General features: G+C 39.3%; 18 protein-coding genes and 5 tRNA genes. All 23 read right to left on the reverse strand.

Annotated features, from left to right (window positions below; genetic code table 11):
• Positions 1 to 7: 7 nt before the first annotated feature.
• A complete protein-coding gene (gene ilvD / locus EHW90_RS10970; protein ID WP_124952805.1) occupies positions 8 to 1,684 on the reverse strand; it encodes a dihydroxy-acid dehydratase in 1,677 nt (558 codons plus the stop codon).
• Positions 1,685 to 1,717: 33 nt separating this feature from the next.
• Positions 1,718 to 2,854, reverse strand: coding sequence for a 3-isopropylmalate dehydrogenase (gene leuB, locus EHW90_RS10975; protein WP_124952929.1), 1,137 nt, complete (start codon positions 2,852 to 2,854; stop codon positions 1,718 to 1,720).
• Positions 2,855 to 3,104: 250 nt separating this feature from the next.
• Positions 3,105 to 3,233, reverse strand: coding sequence for a hypothetical protein (locus tag EHW90_RS13650; RefSeq protein WP_279221905.1), 129 nt, complete (start codon positions 3,231 to 3,233; stop codon positions 3,105 to 3,107).
• 72 nt (positions 3,234 to 3,305) lie between these two features.
• Positions 3,306 to 3,377, reverse strand: a tRNA-Gln gene (locus tag EHW90_RS10980).
• 14 nt (positions 3,378 to 3,391) lie between these two features.
• A tRNA-His gene (locus EHW90_RS10985) sits at positions 3,392 to 3,465 on the reverse strand.
• Between the two features lie 23 nt (positions 3,466 to 3,488).
• Positions 3,489 to 3,559, reverse strand: a tRNA-Gly gene (locus EHW90_RS10990).
• 9 nt (positions 3,560 to 3,568) lie between these two features.
• Positions 3,569 to 3,642: transfer RNA gene (locus tag EHW90_RS10995), tRNA-Arg, on the reverse strand.
• 25 nt (positions 3,643 to 3,667) lie between these two features.
• Positions 3,668 to 3,742: transfer RNA gene (locus EHW90_RS11000), tRNA-Pro, on the reverse strand.
• Positions 3,743 to 3,899: 157 nt separating this feature from the next.
• Positions 3,900 to 4,655 (reverse strand): cell wall hydrolase, encoded by a 756-nt coding sequence (locus tag EHW90_RS11005; RefSeq protein ID WP_124952806.1) that lies wholly within the window; start codon positions 4,653 to 4,655, stop codon positions 3,900 to 3,902.
• Between the two features lie 157 nt (positions 4,656 to 4,812).
• A complete protein-coding gene (locus EHW90_RS11010; protein ID WP_124952807.1) occupies positions 4,813 to 6,069 on the reverse strand; it encodes a M20 metallopeptidase family protein in 1,257 nt (418 codons plus the stop codon).
• Positions 6,070 to 6,212: 143 nt separating this feature from the next.
• On the reverse strand, positions 6,213 to 6,974 hold the full coding sequence (gene srtB / locus EHW90_RS11015) for a class B sortase (RefSeq protein WP_124952808.1): 762 nt from the start codon (positions 6,972 to 6,974) through the stop codon (positions 6,213 to 6,215).
• 137 nt (positions 6,975 to 7,111) lie between these two features.
• The gene (locus EHW90_RS11020; protein WP_124952809.1) at positions 7,112 to 8,254 is read right to left on the reverse strand and encodes a DUF6382 domain-containing protein; all 1,143 of its coding nucleotides are present in this window, start codon (positions 8,252 to 8,254) and stop codon (positions 7,112 to 7,114) included.
• On the reverse strand, positions 8,211 to 8,600 hold the full coding sequence (locus EHW90_RS11025) for a hypothetical protein (RefSeq protein ID WP_124952810.1): 390 nt from the start codon (positions 8,598 to 8,600) through the stop codon (positions 8,211 to 8,213). The genes EHW90_RS11020 and EHW90_RS11025 overlap by 44 nt, the downstream gene beginning before the upstream one ends.
• Positions 8,597 to 9,046 (reverse strand): prepilin peptidase, encoded by a 450-nt coding sequence (locus EHW90_RS11030; RefSeq protein WP_124952811.1) that lies wholly within the window; start codon positions 9,044 to 9,046, stop codon positions 8,597 to 8,599. Before EHW90_RS11030 ends, EHW90_RS11025 begins: the two co-directional genes overlap by 4 nt.
• Complete coding sequence (locus tag EHW90_RS11035) at positions 9,043 to 9,957, reverse strand: hypothetical protein (RefSeq protein WP_124952812.1); 915 nt, start codon at positions 9,955 to 9,957, stop codon at positions 9,043 to 9,045. The genes EHW90_RS11030 and EHW90_RS11035 overlap by 4 nt, the downstream gene beginning before the upstream one ends.
• Before the next feature lie 13 nt (positions 9,958 to 9,970).
• On the reverse strand, positions 9,971 to 11,878 hold the full coding sequence (locus tag EHW90_RS11040) for a DUF5702 domain-containing protein (protein WP_124952813.1): 1,908 nt from the start codon (positions 11,876 to 11,878) through the stop codon (positions 9,971 to 9,973).
• Positions 11,875 to 12,051: a Flp1 family type IVb pilin gene (locus tag EHW90_RS11045; RefSeq protein WP_082749833.1), complete on the reverse strand. Its 177-nt coding sequence runs from the start codon at positions 12,049 to 12,051 to the stop codon at positions 11,875 to 11,877. The genes EHW90_RS11040 and EHW90_RS11045 overlap by 4 nt, the downstream gene beginning before the upstream one ends.
• Positions 12,052 to 12,092: 41 nt before the next feature.
• Positions 12,093 to 13,214, reverse strand: a complete 1,122-nt coding sequence (locus EHW90_RS11050; protein WP_243113990.1) for a hypothetical protein — start codon at positions 13,212 to 13,214, stop codon at positions 12,093 to 12,095.
• 99 nt (positions 13,215 to 13,313) lie between these two features.
• Positions 13,314 to 14,123, reverse strand: coding sequence for a type II secretion system F family protein (locus tag EHW90_RS13570; RefSeq protein WP_243113991.1), 810 nt, complete (start codon positions 14,121 to 14,123; stop codon positions 13,314 to 13,316).
• Complete coding sequence (locus EHW90_RS11060) at positions 14,041 to 15,300, reverse strand: CpaF family protein (protein WP_124952815.1); 1,260 nt, start codon at positions 15,298 to 15,300, stop codon at positions 14,041 to 14,043. Before EHW90_RS11060 ends, EHW90_RS13570 begins: the two co-directional genes overlap by 83 nt.
• On the reverse strand, positions 15,294 to 15,773 hold the full coding sequence (locus tag EHW90_RS11065) for a prepilin peptidase (RefSeq protein WP_124952816.1): 480 nt from the start codon (positions 15,771 to 15,773) through the stop codon (positions 15,294 to 15,296). The genes EHW90_RS11060 and EHW90_RS11065 overlap by 7 nt, the downstream gene beginning before the upstream one ends.
• A gap of 1 nt (position 15,774) precedes the next feature.
• Positions 15,775 to 16,782, reverse strand: a complete 1,008-nt coding sequence (locus tag EHW90_RS11070) for a P-loop NTPase family protein (RefSeq protein ID WP_124952817.1) — start codon at positions 16,780 to 16,782, stop codon at positions 15,775 to 15,777.
• Between the two features lie 169 nt (positions 16,783 to 16,951).
• The gene (locus tag EHW90_RS11075) at positions 16,952 to 17,968 is read right to left on the reverse strand and encodes a galactose ABC transporter substrate-binding protein (RefSeq protein WP_124952818.1); all 1,017 of its coding nucleotides are present in this window, start codon (positions 17,966 to 17,968) and stop codon (positions 16,952 to 16,954) included.

Consider the following 17,968-nt stretch of genomic DNA (forward strand, 5'->3'; position numbering starts at 1 on the left):
CATCCTCCTATAATTCATCTACCGTTAAAACCGCACCTCTCGGAGCGCCTGAAACAAGCTTTCTGTATCTTGCAAGATAACCTGTAACCTCATTAAGTCTCGGCTTCCAGTTTTCTCTTCTCTTTGCAAACTCTTCTTCACTTACTCTGGCATTTATAGTGTTTGCATTGATATCTATATCAATGATATCGCCTTCTTCTATAAGTCCTATAGGACCGCCTACAGCAGCTTCAGGTGAAACATGACCTATTGATGCACCTCTTGAAGCTCCTGAGAATCTTCCGTCCGTGATAAGTGCTACGGTGGTATCAAGTCCCATTCCGGCTATGGCCGATGTAGGATTTAACATCTCTCTCATTCCCGGACCTCCCTTAGGTCCTTCATATCTGATAACCACTACATCTCCCGGCACTATCTTGCCGCCCTTTATAGCTGTAATAGCATCTTCCTCACAGTCAAATACCCTTGCAGGTCCTGAGTGCTTGAGCATTTCAGGAAGCACCGCACTTCTTTTTACCACACATGAATCCGGAGCGATATTACCTTTAAGTACCGCAATACCTCCGACCTTTGAGTAAGGGTTCTCAGCCGGTCTTATAACATCCGTATCCAGATTTATCGCATTCTTTATATTCTCGCCCACAGTCTTACCCGTAACCGTCATACAGTCAAGATTTAACAGTCCGAGCTTTGATATCTCTTTCATTACGGCATAGATACCGCCGGCCTCGTTAAGCTCCTCTATATATGTATGTCCTGCCGGTGCAAGATGGCAAAGGTTCGGTGTCCTTGCACTTATCTCATTTGCTATATCCACGTTTAACTCCACGCCTGCCTCATAAGCAATAGCCGGAAGGTGAAGCATTGAGTTTGTGGAACATCCAAGTGCCATATCCATTGTAAGCGCATTGATGAATGCTCCCTTTGTCATAATATCTCTCGGACGAATATCTCTTTTCAACATTTCCATTACGGCATATCCGGCTCTCTTTGCAAGGCGGATTCTCTCGGAATATACGGCAGGTATTGTACCGTTACCTCTAAGTCCCATACCTAAAACTTCTGTAAGACAGTTCATCGAGTTTGCAGTATACATACCTGAACATGAACCGCAGGTAGGACAGGTCTTATTCTCATATTCCATTACATCATCTTCACTCATCTTTCCTGCAGCGTAAGCGCCCACAGCTTCAAACATACTTGAAAGTGATGTGTTCTTTCCCTTAACTCTTCCTGAAAGCATCGGGCCTCCCGATACAAATACAGTAGGGATATTGAGTCTGGCTGCCGCCATCAGCATTCCCGGTACTGTTTTGTCACAGTTAGGAATCATTACAAGCGCATCAAACTGATGTGCCATTGCTACAGTCTCTGTAGAGTCCGCTATCAAATCTCTTGAACAAAGTGAATACTTCATTCCTATATGTCCCATTGCTATACCGTCACATACCGCAATCGCAGGGAATACTACAGGTGTTCCTCCGGCCTCTGCTACTCCCAGCTTTACCGCATCCGATATCTTATCCAAGTTTATATGTCCCGGTACTATCTCATTGAATGAGCTTACTATACCTATTATAGGTTTTCTCATCTCCTCAGGTGTCATGCCGACTGCATTTAAAAGCGATCTGCTCGGCGCCTGTTGCATACCTGATTTCATATTGTTTGAGCGTAAATTCTCCATTTTTTCCTCTTTCTATCAAAAATCTTTCAAATACTAAAATATGTCATCTATATCTATTTTGCCTTTTTCAATAGCTGTCGTTTCCTTAAGCCACTCTGATACTATATCTCCCATTTGCGAAGTCTTAAGTACCTTTATTCCCGGGGACTTTAAATCCCATGTTCTGTAATTGCTGTCTAATACATCATCAATAGTATCTTCTATCTTCTGTGCCTCTTCTAAAAGCCCGAGAGAATGTCTAAGCAACATCGCTGCGGAAAGTATGGTCGCAAGCGGATTTGCTTTATTCTTGCCTGCTATATCAGGTGCGGAGCCGTGGCTTGGCTCATACAGTCCGAAGCTGCCCTCTCCAAGACTTGCACTTGGAAGCATTCCTATAGATCCCGCTATCATACTGGCTTCATCGGATAATATATCACCAAACATATTTTCAGTAAGCATTACATCAAACTGTCTCGGTTCCTTTACCAGTTGCATTGCCGCATTGTCTACAAGCATATGCTCCAAAGTAACCTCAGGATATTCCTTAGCCACTTCTTCCACAACACTTCTCCAAAGTCTTGAGCTGTCAAGGACATTTGCCTTATCTACACTTGTAACTTTCTTTTTTTCTCTTGTCATAGCGATATCAAAGGCCACCTTTGCCACTCTTCTGATCTCATTTTCATTGTATACAAGAGTATCTACAGCCGTTTTTACACCGTCAATCTCCTTAGTGTATCTCTCACCGAAGTAAAGACCACCTGTAAGCTCTCTGACTATCACCATATCAAACCCTCTTTCTGCAATTTCTTCCTTTAAAGGGCATGCCGACACCAGCTTAGGATATAATGTAGCCGGTCTTAGATTTGCAAAAAGTCCGAGTTCTTTTCTAATCTTTAAAAGTCCCGCCTCAGGTCTTAAATTCGGCGCTACATCATACCACCTTGAGTTGCCGACATCTCCGCCTACCGCACCTAAAAGCACGGCGTCGCTTTTCTTTGCAATCTCTATTGCCTCATCCGTCAGCGGTACTCCGTATTTATCAATAGAGCATCCGCCCATATCTATTTCAGTAAATATAAATTCATGGTCATATGCATCTGCAACTGCCTCAAGCACTTTTTTTGCTTCTCTTATTATCTCCGGTCCGATACCGTCACCCGGTATCAAAGTTATATTAGCTTTCATATATATATCCATTCCGAATGCTGCTATAGTAATGAACTTATTTACTATCTTATTAAACATTCCAATGCTTTTTGTTTTATAATCCTTAATTAAAAAGATTTTCTTACCATAATACTTTAAAATAATCTTTTTTTCAACTTTACAGCCCACTATTCTCAAATTTGAACATATATTTTTTCTATATTATCCATAACATTTGGTTAAGTGAGGCATTAAAAAAGGACCAAAGACAAATCTTTGGCCCTCTTTTTTAGAAATCTTCTTCTTCATCTTCTTCAGCTATAGCACCGAATATAGCCCCCATCGTACCCGCCGATACCGCAATTGCCACCACTATAACGAGTCCTACAATACCTGCAAAAATTGGCATAATGTCCATATGTACCTCCCAAAGCCCAACAGCTTATTTAAAAAAAAACACCCGTAGGTGTCAGCATTAACATCTATAAAACTGGGCCAGCTGGATTTGAACCAGCGAATGCAGGAGTCAAAGTCCTGTGCCTTACCGCTTGGCGATGACCCAATAATCAAAAAAAAGGTGGGTAGAGGGATTCGAACCCTCGGCCTCCAGAGCCACAATCTGGCGCGCTAACCAACTGCGCTATATCCACCATATGCCATATACTATGACAAAAGCAGGTGATGGGAATCGAACCCACGTATTCAGCTTGGAAGGCTGATGTTCTACCATTGAACCACACCTGCAAAATCAAGTGAGCCTGAAGGGATTCGAACCCCCGACCCTCGGCTTAGAAGGCCGATGCTCTATCCAGCTGAGCTACAGACTCATATATTTTGTTTTTAGAAAACAAATCGGGGTGACAGGATTCGAACCTGCGACCCCCTGGTCCCAAACCAGGTACTCTAGCCAAACTGAGCCACACCCCGTCGATTCATTTACTCAATCGCGTCTCTCAGACACATACAGCATTATACCGAAGCATTATTGCAATGTCAAGAACTTTTTTAAAAAAATTAAAAAAGTTTTGTCTCTAAAAAATAATCCCGGGAAGGCCTTATTTAAAAGGCTTTCCCGGGTTATTATTTATTTAAAATATTCATGACCTCCATAAGAAAACAAATAAGTTAACGATGAATCAAACCATCCTACCGCATGGTTCGTAGAATAAGCTCTGTCCATAAAGTAAAGTGCACCCCTCGAGTAATCCTCTCCCAACAAAGCATTGTTTACGCCTTTGATGGTGGCTTCACTCACTTTAACCTTGAAAAATCGCTTATCTCTGATAGGCGAAAACTGACCCTTACTGAAAATAACATCTGTAATCGTGTTTTCAAAATGACTTGACCGAACCCTGTTGATAACCACATTGGCTACAATGGTTCTGCCGTAAACATCATTATCACCTACCTCAGCTTCTACAATTCTTAGCAGATTATTGTAATCCTCAACTGTAAGAGAAGGTAAATCTAACGCCTTTCTTCTTTCCTCCAGAAGCCTTTCCATTTTTTCATTTCCGGTCTCCTTTTGAACGATTCTGGGCAAATCTATATTCTCTTCCTCAGCAGTTGTATCTTCTAATCCGGCATTATCCAAAACGTCTCCGACCGCAGCTTTGTCCTCGTCATCATCCTGACTTTCATCGGATGAATTGATTACATCAGCACTGACCGCATTCTTTCCGCTTCCCGCAAATCCGTTACTTGAAAGTGCAACGACACTTATTATAGCACCTCCTATAGTGAGCAACGCCATGTATCGATACATCCTCTTTGTGATTTTCATAGGTATTGACATAATCCTGCCACAAATGGATTTAAGAAACGATGTAATTCTTGGCATAAAATCTCTCCTTTAATACAATCGCTAATTTTCTGAATTATAGTGATTGCAAAAGGAAATGTCAATAATGTCATAAATATGTCATATTTCCGTAAGTATTGCTTAATATATTTTATTTTCCTAAAATAATACCAAAACTGTATACTATATCATAGATTTATTGGTTGAAATCTGCATTCAGCCACTTTATAGCGTACTCGGCATAGAGTGCCGCACCTATATCAAGTGCATTCTCGTCAATATCAAAGCCTTCATTGTGAATTTGAATCAAGGTATTCGGCTTATCCTCATTGGATGTACCAAGATATGCATATGCTCCCGGTACTTCAAGTATAAACTCGGCAAAATTGTCACCGCCAAGTGATATAGGCCTTGTCTTTATAGCCTCATCACCTAAGATATCTCTTACAACCTCTCTTACTTCTTCACTTGCCCTCTCGTCATTTATCAATGCTGATGTATAATCTGTCCAAATAACCTTAGCACTTCCGCCATAAATTTCCGCAATATTTTGTGCCGTCTTCGTTATCTTATCTCTTACATCCTGCCTTGTTTTGGCCGATGTGGTCCTTGTTGTACCCTCTATCACACCGCTGCCTGAAACTATATTGTAAGAAGTTCCGGAGTTCAATATTCCTATTCCTATTACTACAGGATCTATAGGAGATGTTGTCCTTGTAACGAGTGCCTGAAGTGCCACCACCGTCTGTGCCGCAATATAGAGTGCGTCTATACCAAGCTGCGGTGTGGACACATGAGTAGCCTTGCCCTCTATCTCTATTCTGAAATGGTCTACCGCAGCATTGTTTATAGCTGTTGTAACACCTACCTGACCGCATCTTAGATCCGGAGCCACATGGAGTCCGAATATTCTTTCAACTCCTTTTACTTCACCGTTTTTTATCATCTCCTGTGCGCCTGCACCTATCTCTTCACCCGGCTGGAATATAAGCTTTACCGTGCCTGCAAACTTGTCTTTATTGTTTGCAAGTACTATTGCCGCTCCCAGTAATGACGCGTTATGTAAATCATGTCCGCAGGCGTGCATAACGCCTTTATTCTCTGAACAATAAGTTCTGTCATCTCTTTCAAGTATAGGAAGCGCATCTATATCCGCTCTGAGTGCAACCACTCTGTCCTTGGCTTCTCTGGTACTGTTTTGATGACCCACATTACTTTCAGATTCGTCGGCTCCCGTATTTTTTGCAGGCTGCGTGGCCGCCTCTCCTCTTATAAAGCCTACCACTCCGGTTCCTGCGCTTCTGTAGTGCTCTATACCCAGCTTATCAAGCTCTTCTTCTATCCTTGTAGCTGTACGATACTCTTTCATACTCAGCTCAGGATGAAGATGAAAATCTCTTCTGAGTTCCACCAATTTTTCATGTATTTTCTTTACTTCATTTAATATATCCATAATGCCCTCTTTATTTTATCCTTTATTCCTACTCATTTAATAGGTTTTGTTTTATAGTATCACTTTTAAAATTTCCGGTCAAGATATAGACTGAAATTTTAAAGGCCGTACTCACAACCTGTGAATACAGCCTCTATACATCTTTATTTAATTTTTGTAAGCTTTCCGCTCAGTACAAATCTTGCATCGTCAAATTCGTAGCTGCAAGTTGACAGTGTGAAAATCTTATCGCCATACTTAGGCTCTACATCCGATTTGAAAGCGGATAAATTTTTCTGATTTTTTACCCAGTTATCAAACTCCTCACTGTCACTAAAGTCAAGCTGCCACGCGTCTTCCTCCACATTTGCCACATGACCTGCAAAAAAGTCAATCCGATAAACCGCATCTTCAGTTATCAGATAACCTTCCTTGTGGCTGTCAAAGAAATCCTGCTTCTTATATCCTTTAAGCGCCGCAAACATACTTCCGTTCTTCATATGATGACCGTATATTATATTATGGACATCACTCAGATCGATGGGATTTCTTGTATCCAAAAATATCGCACCTGCCGGATTCTCGGTTCTGTCCACCATATGGTCAAGGTAGTATTCATTGTCTGTAGTATGTACTATCGGATAGTTTATCTTGGTATCAGGCAAATATATCCAACCCATGACATCACTGTTTACTTCTTTCAAGCCCTTAAAGTCCACATCAGGATACGGCTTTTCTTCAGCCGCAGTCTCTTCTTGTAATGCACTTGTCGTGGCGGTTGTCTGCTCTATAGTATACTTATCAATTTCTTTGTAGGTATCCACACCTTTTTTATATTCACTCTGTATTTTTATTATATTGAATGCGGCATACAATGCTATTGCCAAAAATACAAAGCAAAGTACTGTTCGTATCTTATCTCTCAAGTTTTTCTCCTGTCTATAATACTTACAATCCCGGCTTCAGTCCGCTTACAATACTGCCAAACAAACTTTAATCTGAAACCTTTAGTATCACAAATTTTTATAAAGTATATCACAGATGCAAAAACTATCAAGTATATTTACATTTCCAACCTGTAACTCATACCGCAGATATTGACGATATCTCCATTATTCATTTCTATATTCTCTTCATTTTCAAGCTTCTTACCGTTTATATATGTTCCGTTTCTTGAGTTTAGGTCTACGGCATAGAGTAAACCTTTCTTTTCAAAGAATTTCAGATGTATCCTGCTCACCCCCTCCACATCCAGTACATAGTCACATATTCTGTCCTGCTTACCTATAATAAAAGGCAGATAAGAAATCTCTATATCTTCCTTGCCGTTAATACTTTTTAATACTCTGCCTGAACTGTTTAACTTTATATCTGTTAAAAGTACCGTATTTGAAATCTCCTCGTTACCCACTTCAAATACGCTCTTTTCTTCATTCAAACAGGCGGCGCGTACACCGGGTTCATACCCGTCAAATACTTTTTCCAAAAACTCCTCTTCCTCGGTTTGTTCTTTTATCTTATTTCCTTTAAAAATACCTCCGAAAATATTGAACTGCTTTTTCTTTTTGTCGCGACATTCTATAGGATTTTCCATCTCGGTTTCACAGTCAACCACAGGTTCATATCTCTTTACCTCTTTTTGTACACTTCTATCCAACAATTCTTCCAAATCATTTATAACAAAATCCTTTTTCTGACATTCCTTTAACATTCCGTATACAGTTATCAGGCAATCTTTGTCCTCTTTATTGATATTATCCAATATACTTTCCAAAAGCAATTTCATTTCTTCCTTATTGTTCTCGCTTCTTGGAATATATAAAAATGAATATCTTTTCAGATTCAAATCTGTAAATATATATTCAGGATCAAGTACCACCGAAGAGGCTTCCAATAAAAACTCTTCCAATGCCTTTGTGGCGGATATTATATCAATGATAAAATCCTTTATCTCATCCGTATTCATAGTCCTTACTTCAAGCACTCTTGAAAGAGGTTGAAGTGAACTTATGTCATAGCTAAGTTGTAGTCTTGCGTCTACTCTCTTTAATGTCGGCTTTAAAAAACCTTTAATCTCATTATGCTCTATCATACCGAGCTCAAATGCGTATTTACTTTTCAGCTCAATCAAAAACTTTTCTTCCGGTTCAAATATAAGCCGGTTACTCTTTAGGTTCCTTAGATAATTGACCTTTAAGTCTTTCATATATCCCCTCCAATGCGGTAGTGGCCCTTATATATCCTTCAGGATTATATATGCTCACCCTCATACTTTTCTCACCCGACTCTGCGTCAATAAAAAATTTCTTTTCCTCTATCCTTACAGCTTCCTTTTCTTTTAAGTTTATCAAACTCTTAAGTCTCTCTTTGTCATAACCCATATCTTTCTCATCATGTGAGAGTCTTTCCAAAAGCAGGTGCAATTCCACATTGTCTACAACCTGATTATGCTTGTCTATGCCGTATCCGATTATAAAGGCTATACCCAAAAATACGAAAAATATAATATAGGTCATCTCTATTGTAAAACTTCCTCTAAGACTTTCTTTCATACACAAAACCACAGGATACAATTTGCCGCGGTTATAAACGGAAGCATTGCCACCCTTATACCCTTTATCCTTCTTCTTTTCATCATACAGTACATACAAAGAATAAGCGCATATATAGAAACTATGAACACTGAGATAAAAAACAATAATAAATTTTTCTTTAACCCCAATATGGCTCCGCTTCCTATAAAGACAAATGCATCTCCCTCGCCTAAAATATTTACTTTACCAAGCGGCAACAGTATCGCTCCGCTTAAAATACCTAAAATCACAGATTTGTAATCTATACTTATGCCGAAAGCGGCTTTATAAATCATAAGTATTACTATGGCCAGATAGAATATAACTATACCGACCGTATATATTTCTTTTTTCCTGATATCCTGAAAGCAAAATATTATAAGTGCCGTTATCAAAATTATTCTTTCCGCAAACAAAATATTCAATGACCACCTCCACAGTATGAACAGGCTCCCAGATGCTCCACATCCGACAACTTTACTCTCTGAACATATGCCGTTATCGCACTGCAATGCGGATCCGAGTGATACCTTGTACCTGAAGGCATAATATAGACCGTTCCGCATGCTCTGTTGCCGCATCTCTCACACGGATGGTACTTACCTCCGTTTTCATTTCTCAGACTGTCTATATCTGAAAGCGGTACGGGTCTTAAGTCATTGTAGAGATAGTGGCACCTCGGATTTAGGTGATACCTTGTGGGATTTTTACCTATATACACATACTTTTCATCAGCGGTATTTTCACTTCCGCCCTTGCCGCCGTCAGCTCCTATCCACGCTCTTCTTGTAGCTACCACACTCCTGGATATACCGTTTTTTCCGAATATCCCTATAGGCAGTGAATATTTATAATCAATGCGTATACATACAGTCTCACCGTCAGCCATACAGGATGAAAACAGTCCGTTTATATTTCTCATATTCTTATCCGCAATCTCAGTATTTATCTTTGATACCGCAAATGCGCCTATAGCACCTCCCGATATCACTCCCTTTATACCCTCCATTGCACTGCTGTCATAGTTTTCGCCGTTTTCCTCTCTTTTACCTGTACTCAGTCTGTTATAGGTATAGGCATACTGACAGGTATCCTTACATACGGCTTCTGCAATCCCCATGACTTTTCTGTCGGTGTTCATCATATCAAAAGGCATTAAAAGTATTGCCATGGCTATTATAAAAAGACTGAAACACAGGGCGGCTTCAACACTGAGAGAGGCTTTGTGCGTCCTCTTATACCTGCATGCTTGGAGAGCTTTCATTCTTTTGATTTTTAATTTTTTAATTTCTTTGGTATAAATTTCTTTGTTTTCAAAATCACTATAAGAGGACATACAAAACCTCCCTTCAATATATTTTTTCCACCCTTACTTCCATACTGTAGCCCGAGCTTAGACCGCTAAATTCCTTTGAAAATAATGATATTTCACTGAAAAGCCTTTTCGCGCCGCAGGATATATTTGCATCTACGCCGTATACCATATCCTTTATAAGAAAATCTTTTTGATTGACTCCTATATCAAGCTGCATTATATCCATCATCCTGAAATTTCTCTTTACAGGATCTTCGATATATAGAAGCATCTTAAGATAACCCTCATAGCTTATACCTCTCTTAAAGTCGGCACTGTTTCCGAGGTCTTTACTGCTCAATATATCAAATATGGAATCAAGGTCGGTGTGCCAGTCTTCACCGCTCTTTATTATGGGTACCTTACCTCCGGACAACAGACCCTTTATATCTATTGCGGACTCCACCAGTGCCCACACGGCTATTATAAGGAACTTTACAATAAAGGTTATCTGCGGCAGACAGAGTGCACCGCTTATAGCCGCCGCCAGCTGTGTGGCAAGTTGCACCTTATCCTGATCTCTTATTATATGCATATAATTGAGTCCTTCTCTGATTGCAAGCAACTTAAGCACCGCACTTTCAAGATTTGCCCTGTCACTACCGGCACCGTTTAATATATACTCAAGCTCATAAGAAAGCGGCGTATTTATATCATCTGTAAAATCTGCAAAGTACTTACCCATATACTCATCTATCAAAAGTCTCTCAGCAAGATTTCTGCCTGTGTATCCGCCTGTAATCGCATTTGACGGCAGACTGAGTGTATTTATACTCTTAGTGGAAACCGTCCTGTTTGAAGGAATAACCAGTGAAAATACGCCTTCTGAAATCATCTCCTTTAGCTGCTTTAACTTATCTTCCTTATCCTCATCAGCTATACCATGCTTGCAGCTTAATTTCATTTCACCGAGTGAATATACATCATCACTTACTCTGCTCCAGCCGTCACTGATTTCGCTGCTGTAATCGCCCTCATCATCTTCACTTGCCTCATCAAGTGTACTTTGCAGACTGTCTATATCAGATTCAAGATTATCAAGTTCCGCTATCATACTTTCACTTTGTAAGGACAGCGCCTCTACCTCAAGTCTTCTTTCACTGTCTTTGTCCACATAGTCTTTAAACTTTTCTATTTCACCCTCTATATATGCCTTATTGCTCTCCGAGAGTTTATCAAGGTTTGATGCGTTTTTAGCTTCTATCTCTCTTAACTTTGCCGACATCTTATCGGCTTTCTTCTCATATTTTTTTACAAGCTCAGGAACCTTCTTTAACTTCTTTTTCAGATTGTCGCTTAATCTTTTTAACTCACCAAGATTCTTATTATCAAGTGACTCCTTCATCTTAAGCTTTATCTTTTCCTGTGCATCAATATTTTCAGAAAGCCGCTTCAATGCCTTTTCCACATCTATAGCTTCTCTTGAACTGAGTCCGTAGTCCGAGGTAATCTTTTCCATGCTCTTTGCGTCCTCAATATCCTTCCACAATTTATCCGGAGACCCGTCAAATACGGATTCAAAAGTGCCAAGCTTCATATAGTCAATGATTTCCTGCTCAAGATACATTCCGCCTTTGTCATTTAAAGAGATTTTCTTATTCAGGCTTACCACAGGGTTTTGAATCCTGTACATTCCGCAATTTCTCACATAGGGCTTCATATACTCACACATCAAATCACCGATATTCTCATCGTTCTCACTTTCAAAGGCGAATATCCTGTAATTATCCCACATCGCCCTGTGGTATCTGCTAAACAGCGAATCTATTGCCGAATCTCCTGCTGTTTGTAAATAAAGTCTGGCACTTGAAGTTCTGGCGGATTCCAAAAGTGCACATATAAGTGCGGCAATACAGACAAATATCAAGGCTATAAAGACGGTAACGGAACCTCTTTTTTTCAAGTATATACCTCTTTTGACTTCTTATTGATTTCCTTGAAAATATTGTTTAGAAGCTTACCTATATTGCCTTTGAATATAAGTACCAAGCCGATAAGTACCACAAGCACAAGTACTATCTCTATAACTCCTACTCCGTCCTCGTTTTCAAAAAACTCCTTCCAAAATTCCGACATACTCCCTCCTTTTTTTACTTTTCCACATTCCGAGCATTTTCTCAATAGAATATCAACAATGCCGGAACAATTATCATCATCATCACTATAAGTAACATCATAAAAAGCGGTAAGAGTAACTTGGTATTCAGCTCTTCGCCCTCTCTTTTGGCAAGGTTTAACCTTTCCTCCCAGGCACTCTGTGACTCCATACCAAGTAAAGTGCTTAATGTAGATATTCCACTTTTTCTGTTTTGCTCAAGCAGTGATGCAAGCTTCATGTACTGCCTCAAAAGACAGCTTCTGCCAAACTCCTTGTACACAACATTTTCCGGTGTACCTGTTTTCAGCCTTGCAAGTGACTTTGCCATCTCTTCATATGCATACCTTTTTTCCTTGTTCTCACTCTCATAATCCTTCACTATCCCTTCCCATGACTGTCTGACTGAAAGACCTGCACCTATAAATACAATAAGTTTTGATACTATATCCGGATAGTCTTTTAACAATTCTCTCTTTTTCTTTTCAAGCTTTTGCCTGTCATTATTCTTTTCTCTAAGATACAAAAGTATTGCTACAATTATCCCCATTATCCAAATAAGGTGAAAATTCATACCGTCTTCAAGGTGATATACCAATTTCTTTCCTTCAAAGCTTTCGGGAAGGTAAAATCCCGACTCACCTGCACTTTTTTTATCTGCGACCGATATGTAGTCCTTAAATCTTTTTATAAGACTTTCATCCGCCGACATAGGCTTAGGCATTACCCTTGCCGGTATAACATAGCTTTCTTCGTAACTTTCATAGCTGAGAGTAACGCCGATATCTATATCCACGCTCTCACTAAGGTTCTCATTGTCCACCTTTCCCTGTATATCAATGATATCACCGTCTCCAAAATCCCACTTTACACCAAGTCCCAAATCACTTAACTCGCTTACAGGATTCAAGTCTGTAGTAATATCTTGCAGTGAAGTATTCTCTCCCGGAAGTATATTGAGTATTTCATCCATACCCTTTTTCATGGCTTCCTTTACTTCCTCATTTGAATAAACACGCTTTGATACAGGTATTTCTATCTTTTGTGAACCTTCAAGTAAACCTTCCACCTCTATTTTTACTTCGGTATCATCCTCGTCCACATATGGTCTTTCTATATAATTGGATGCCTTAGAGTTATTCAAAAATGTTGAACATAAAATAAACAAAATAAAACCCGCTGCGACTATGAGCCAATACTTCAATTTATCAGAAAAGATTTGTTTTAGATATTTTTTCATCCGCTACACCTCTATATTTAAAAGTCTTTTTGATATATAGATTGCAAGCAGATATACTGCCAATCCGAAACTCATACATACTCTTCCGATTATTGTCGTGTACATGATATTAAAAAATCCCGGTGAGCTGAGATCAATATATAATACGATAAGTAGCGGAAATATATTCATCACCTTCTGTTCAAATCTTTTTGCGGCGGTCATAGTTATTATCTCTTCTTTTATCCTTACCTTATCGCCTATCACACCTACAGTATGAGCAATGATACTTTCAAGTTCTCCTCCGCTTCTTTTTGCGATTCTAAGTACCTTTGCAAAACTTCTTATATCCTCACAACGGCTTCTGTAAGCCAAATCATCAAAGGCTCTCTCCACGCTTATATTCATATATATAAGCTGACATATATATTCAAACTCCTTTATAATAAGGTTGTCCTTCTCATATAAAAGCCTAAGCTCCACCAATGATTCTTTTACTGAATTTTCAAGTGAATATCCTGCATTTAACAGTGACGAGAGTATCATTATCGCCTCTTTAAACTCGGTCAAAAGTCTTCTTTTCCTTGCTGCAATCAACTCTTTTTTCTTTATTTTGGGATATAAAAAGCAAAAAGGCAGCAGCACCAAAAACATTATTATACTTTTATAAAATATATAAGAAATTAAACTCAACATTAAAGCCGCGTAGAAGCTGTACTTCATCCATTCCGCAAATGTGAAACTGTAGCTGTCATAGTCTGTAGCCTGTTGCGAGCAGTTTTTGTTTGTCTTTAAGTTCTCCGACTTTTTTATGGATTTTTTCTTCCATATCATACTCATACAGCTTGTTAAGTCCAATCTCACCATTTTCATACGGTAAAACCTCCAAAATCTCAAGCATCTTTCTTTCACCTTCTCTGAGTCTGCCCAGATGAATCATGATATCTATGGCACTTGCTATCTGTGATCTTATGGCGGCAAGCGGAAGTTCGGCGCCGCTTAATACCATGGTCTCAAGTCTTGAAAGCATATCTTTGGCACTGTTTCCATGTCCTGTACTCAGTGAACCGTCATGCCCCGTGTTCATAGCCTGAAGCATATCAAGGGCTTCTTTTCCTCTTACCTCACCTACTATTATCCTGTCGGGATTCATTCTGAGCGAAGCTCTTATAAGGTCTCCGATACCGATGCTTTTATCACCGTTTAATGTGGCGTTCTTAGTCTCAAGCCTCACAATATTTTTTATATGCATCAGCTGCAGTTCCGCAGAATCCTCTATAGTGATCACCCTTTCGCTCTTAGGTATATAGCTTGAGAGTGCATTCAAAAATGTAGTCTTACCCGAATTGGTTCCGCCTGAAATAAAGATATTGTAGCCGGCACATACCAAGACTTCCAAAAACTTTGCACATTCCTCCGATAAAGTCCCGTATGAAATCATCCTCTCCATACTTATAACTTCGGGAAATTTTCTGATGGTGATTATAGGGCCGTCAAGTGATATCGGCGGCAATACTATATGCACTCTTGAACCGTCCTCCAATCTGGCATCCGCAATAGGTGATGAAACATTGACCACTCTGTTTACCTTACTTACAATCTGCTGTATCATATCTTCAAGTACTTCATTGTTTGCAAAGCACTTGTCCCATTTTTCCACTTTTCCACATTTTTCTACAAAGATATCATCTTTTCCGTTTACCATTATCTCAGTGATATCCTTTGCATCCAACAGCTCCTGTAAAATATCCAGTCTTCGAAACGAGTCAAACAGTGCGTTTCTGATATTCATTTTTTCTTCAAGCGGGATATAAAAAGAATGTTCCTTATGTATTATCTCTTTATCTATTATCTCATACAGTTCGTTATCATCTATATTCCTAAGATCTGAAAGCTTATCTCTTATTTCTTTTTTTAATTGCTCGTAGATACTCTCATTTGACTCCACATCTTCGGATTTTACCACCTGTATTCTAAGTTCTTCCTCCTCTATTACTTTCCTGTTTAACAAAAGCACCTCCACAATATAAAGCCTGCCAAAAAATAAGGCGCCATAGGCATCATATGCTTATCTCTTAATCCGTATTCACCGTATTTTTCAAGCCGTCCGCAGGCAAGTACTCTTATACAGTAGTTAACGAGCATATTAAACCTTTTAACAAGTTGTGCACTGAAAATAAGATAGACAAGTGCACCTGCTCCTGCAAATATAAGTGCAATCACGCTCATATTGATGCCCTCATATACTCCCAAAAAACCTATAATCAAAGAGAATAACTTCACGTCTCCGGCACCGAAAAATCTGAGTCTGTACAGAGCGGAAAAAATAATAAGTGAAATACAAAATCTTATCAAGAAATCTGAATGTAAAACAAAAATACCTGATACAAAATATATTAAAACCAAAATATTCGGTATACGTCTCCAAAATATATCTGTAATTGTTGCGGCTAAGAGCAGGCTTCCCACCATGTAATAAACCATATCACGCTCCGTCAACCAAACTTGAAATTTGTGAGAAAAACTCATGTCTTTTCAATCTGTTAAAATTGAATATATCATCTGAAATACTCTCCCCCGGCGACTTTATCTCACAAAGCTTATGGATGACTTCTGCATACCCGTTTCTGCCCAAAAGAGCTTTAAAATCAGCCACCTTTTTTCTCTCCACTCCGTCTTTCTCTCCGATGACGGGGCAAAAAATCTGCTCACACATATCAAGCATCTGCATTGACCTGCGTCCTATACTTCCGAAATCCAGTACAATCGTCTCAAAAAGATTTGCCGAAAGTATATCATTCATAAATTTTGTCAACTCATTGTCGGAAAGATAAAAAAGATCCTCATTGTATCTGGCAGGTAAAATGATATTAAGATCCTCCACACGACTTATACATTCTCCAAGTTTTGCAAAGTCCAGATCTCCCGTCTTGTATTCATAGAATATATCAGACAAGTCTTTGCTGTTTTCCTTTCTGAGTACCGAAAACACGGAGTCGTACTCATCAAATGAAATAAGTAGGGAGCTTGTATTTGCAGAACAAAAATAAGAATGAATTGCCACAGAAAGGCTTGATCTTCCGCACCGATTTATCGGTGAGTAAACGCCGTAGACTTTTGTATTGTTGTGAACTGTAGTAAGCCCGAATGAATCATTCCTTGAAAAAAAGCCCAGTAACTCATCAACTATAGTATGTACACCACAGAATTTAAAAATTGAACAGAACAGCTTTGTCAAATTACTGTATTTTGATTCCACCATCGCGTCATCCGACAAAAGGATAACCGGAAGTCCGGTGTCTATGCACTCGTCTACATTGTCAATATCCGTGATAAATGCCACTACATCCATCAAAGAAGTCTCGCTTTTATACATGTGGAATGATGAGTAGGCGACCGCCTTGAACGGAATCCTGTCCTCCTTGGACAAAAAATCAGATAACTTTAAGGCAAAGCGTATATCCGTATCAATCACCGCTATAATATGCCTCATAAAACTCCTATAGAATTATTTAAAGAAAGGTCCCCAAAAACACAAACTTATGTGTGTTCTAATCTCTAGGATTTCATCATAATAAAAAAGAGCATAAAAGTCAATGCTCTTTCTTATATTTATTATATGCTTTTTGTACAAACTTACTTGTAAGTTTTGTAGAAAAAAATTATTTTGTTCTCGGAATCTGCTCCACATCGTAGTTTCTGCTGTTTAATTTAGCTTTAATCTCATTAGGCAGTGTGGATTTTCCTATACTTGACATCGCAAGTTCCACTACGGCCTTTGCATATTCCTTTTTGTCACTTTCAATAGTTCCCAGTAACTTACCTTCCGCAATGGCGTCCAAAGCTTCCTTGGTGCCGTCTATTCCTACAGCCTTTATTCCGGTTATATTGCCCGCTCTGTCTATAGCATCTATGGCGCCGAGAGCCATATCGTCATTGTTTGAAATAACAAGGTCGATATTTTTGTACTCCTTCAGCCACTCCTCCATAAGTGCGGAACCTTGGGCTCTCTCCCAGTTTCCTATAGCTCCGTTTAACTTATTTATCGGAATACTGTTCTCCTGTAAGGTCTTTATTACCCACTCGGTTCTGACCAGTGAATCCTGGTGACTCGGCTCTCCTTCAAGAAGCACATAGTTTATCACACCGTCTCCGTCAATATCTATGCTGTGCGGATTTTTATTGTAGGCATCTATTATTATCTTCGCCTGCTCAATACCTGCCGACTTCGGGCCTGCTCCCACATAGTAGATATTATCGGCTCTGTTCAAATCGTCGTCTACAGGCTTTCTGTTAAAGAATACTATCGGAATGCCTGCACCTACAGCTGTCTCAATCATATTTGAAGCCGCAAACCTGTCCACCACATTTATTAATAGCACATCATAATTGAGTGAAACAAATCTCTCCACCTGATGATTCTGTGTATTTTGATTGTCCTTGGCATCCACCACTTCAAGATTTATCTTAACTTCATGTTCCTTTTCATATTCCTTTACATACTCTTCAATCTCCTGTCTGACATTTGAAATAAATGTATCGTCAAACCTGTAAAGACAAAGCCCCAACTTTATAACATTTTTCTTGGGCGTCTTGGTGCAACCGGTCATAAAAGCAGCGCTTATCACAACGCTTACAACCAAAACCAATGCAATAATAATATTATATTTCCTCTTCAT

Source organism: Lachnoanaerobaculum orale (assembly GCF_003862485.1).
Taxonomy (GTDB): domain Bacteria; phylum Bacillota; class Clostridia; order Lachnospirales; family Lachnospiraceae; genus Lachnoanaerobaculum; species Lachnoanaerobaculum orale.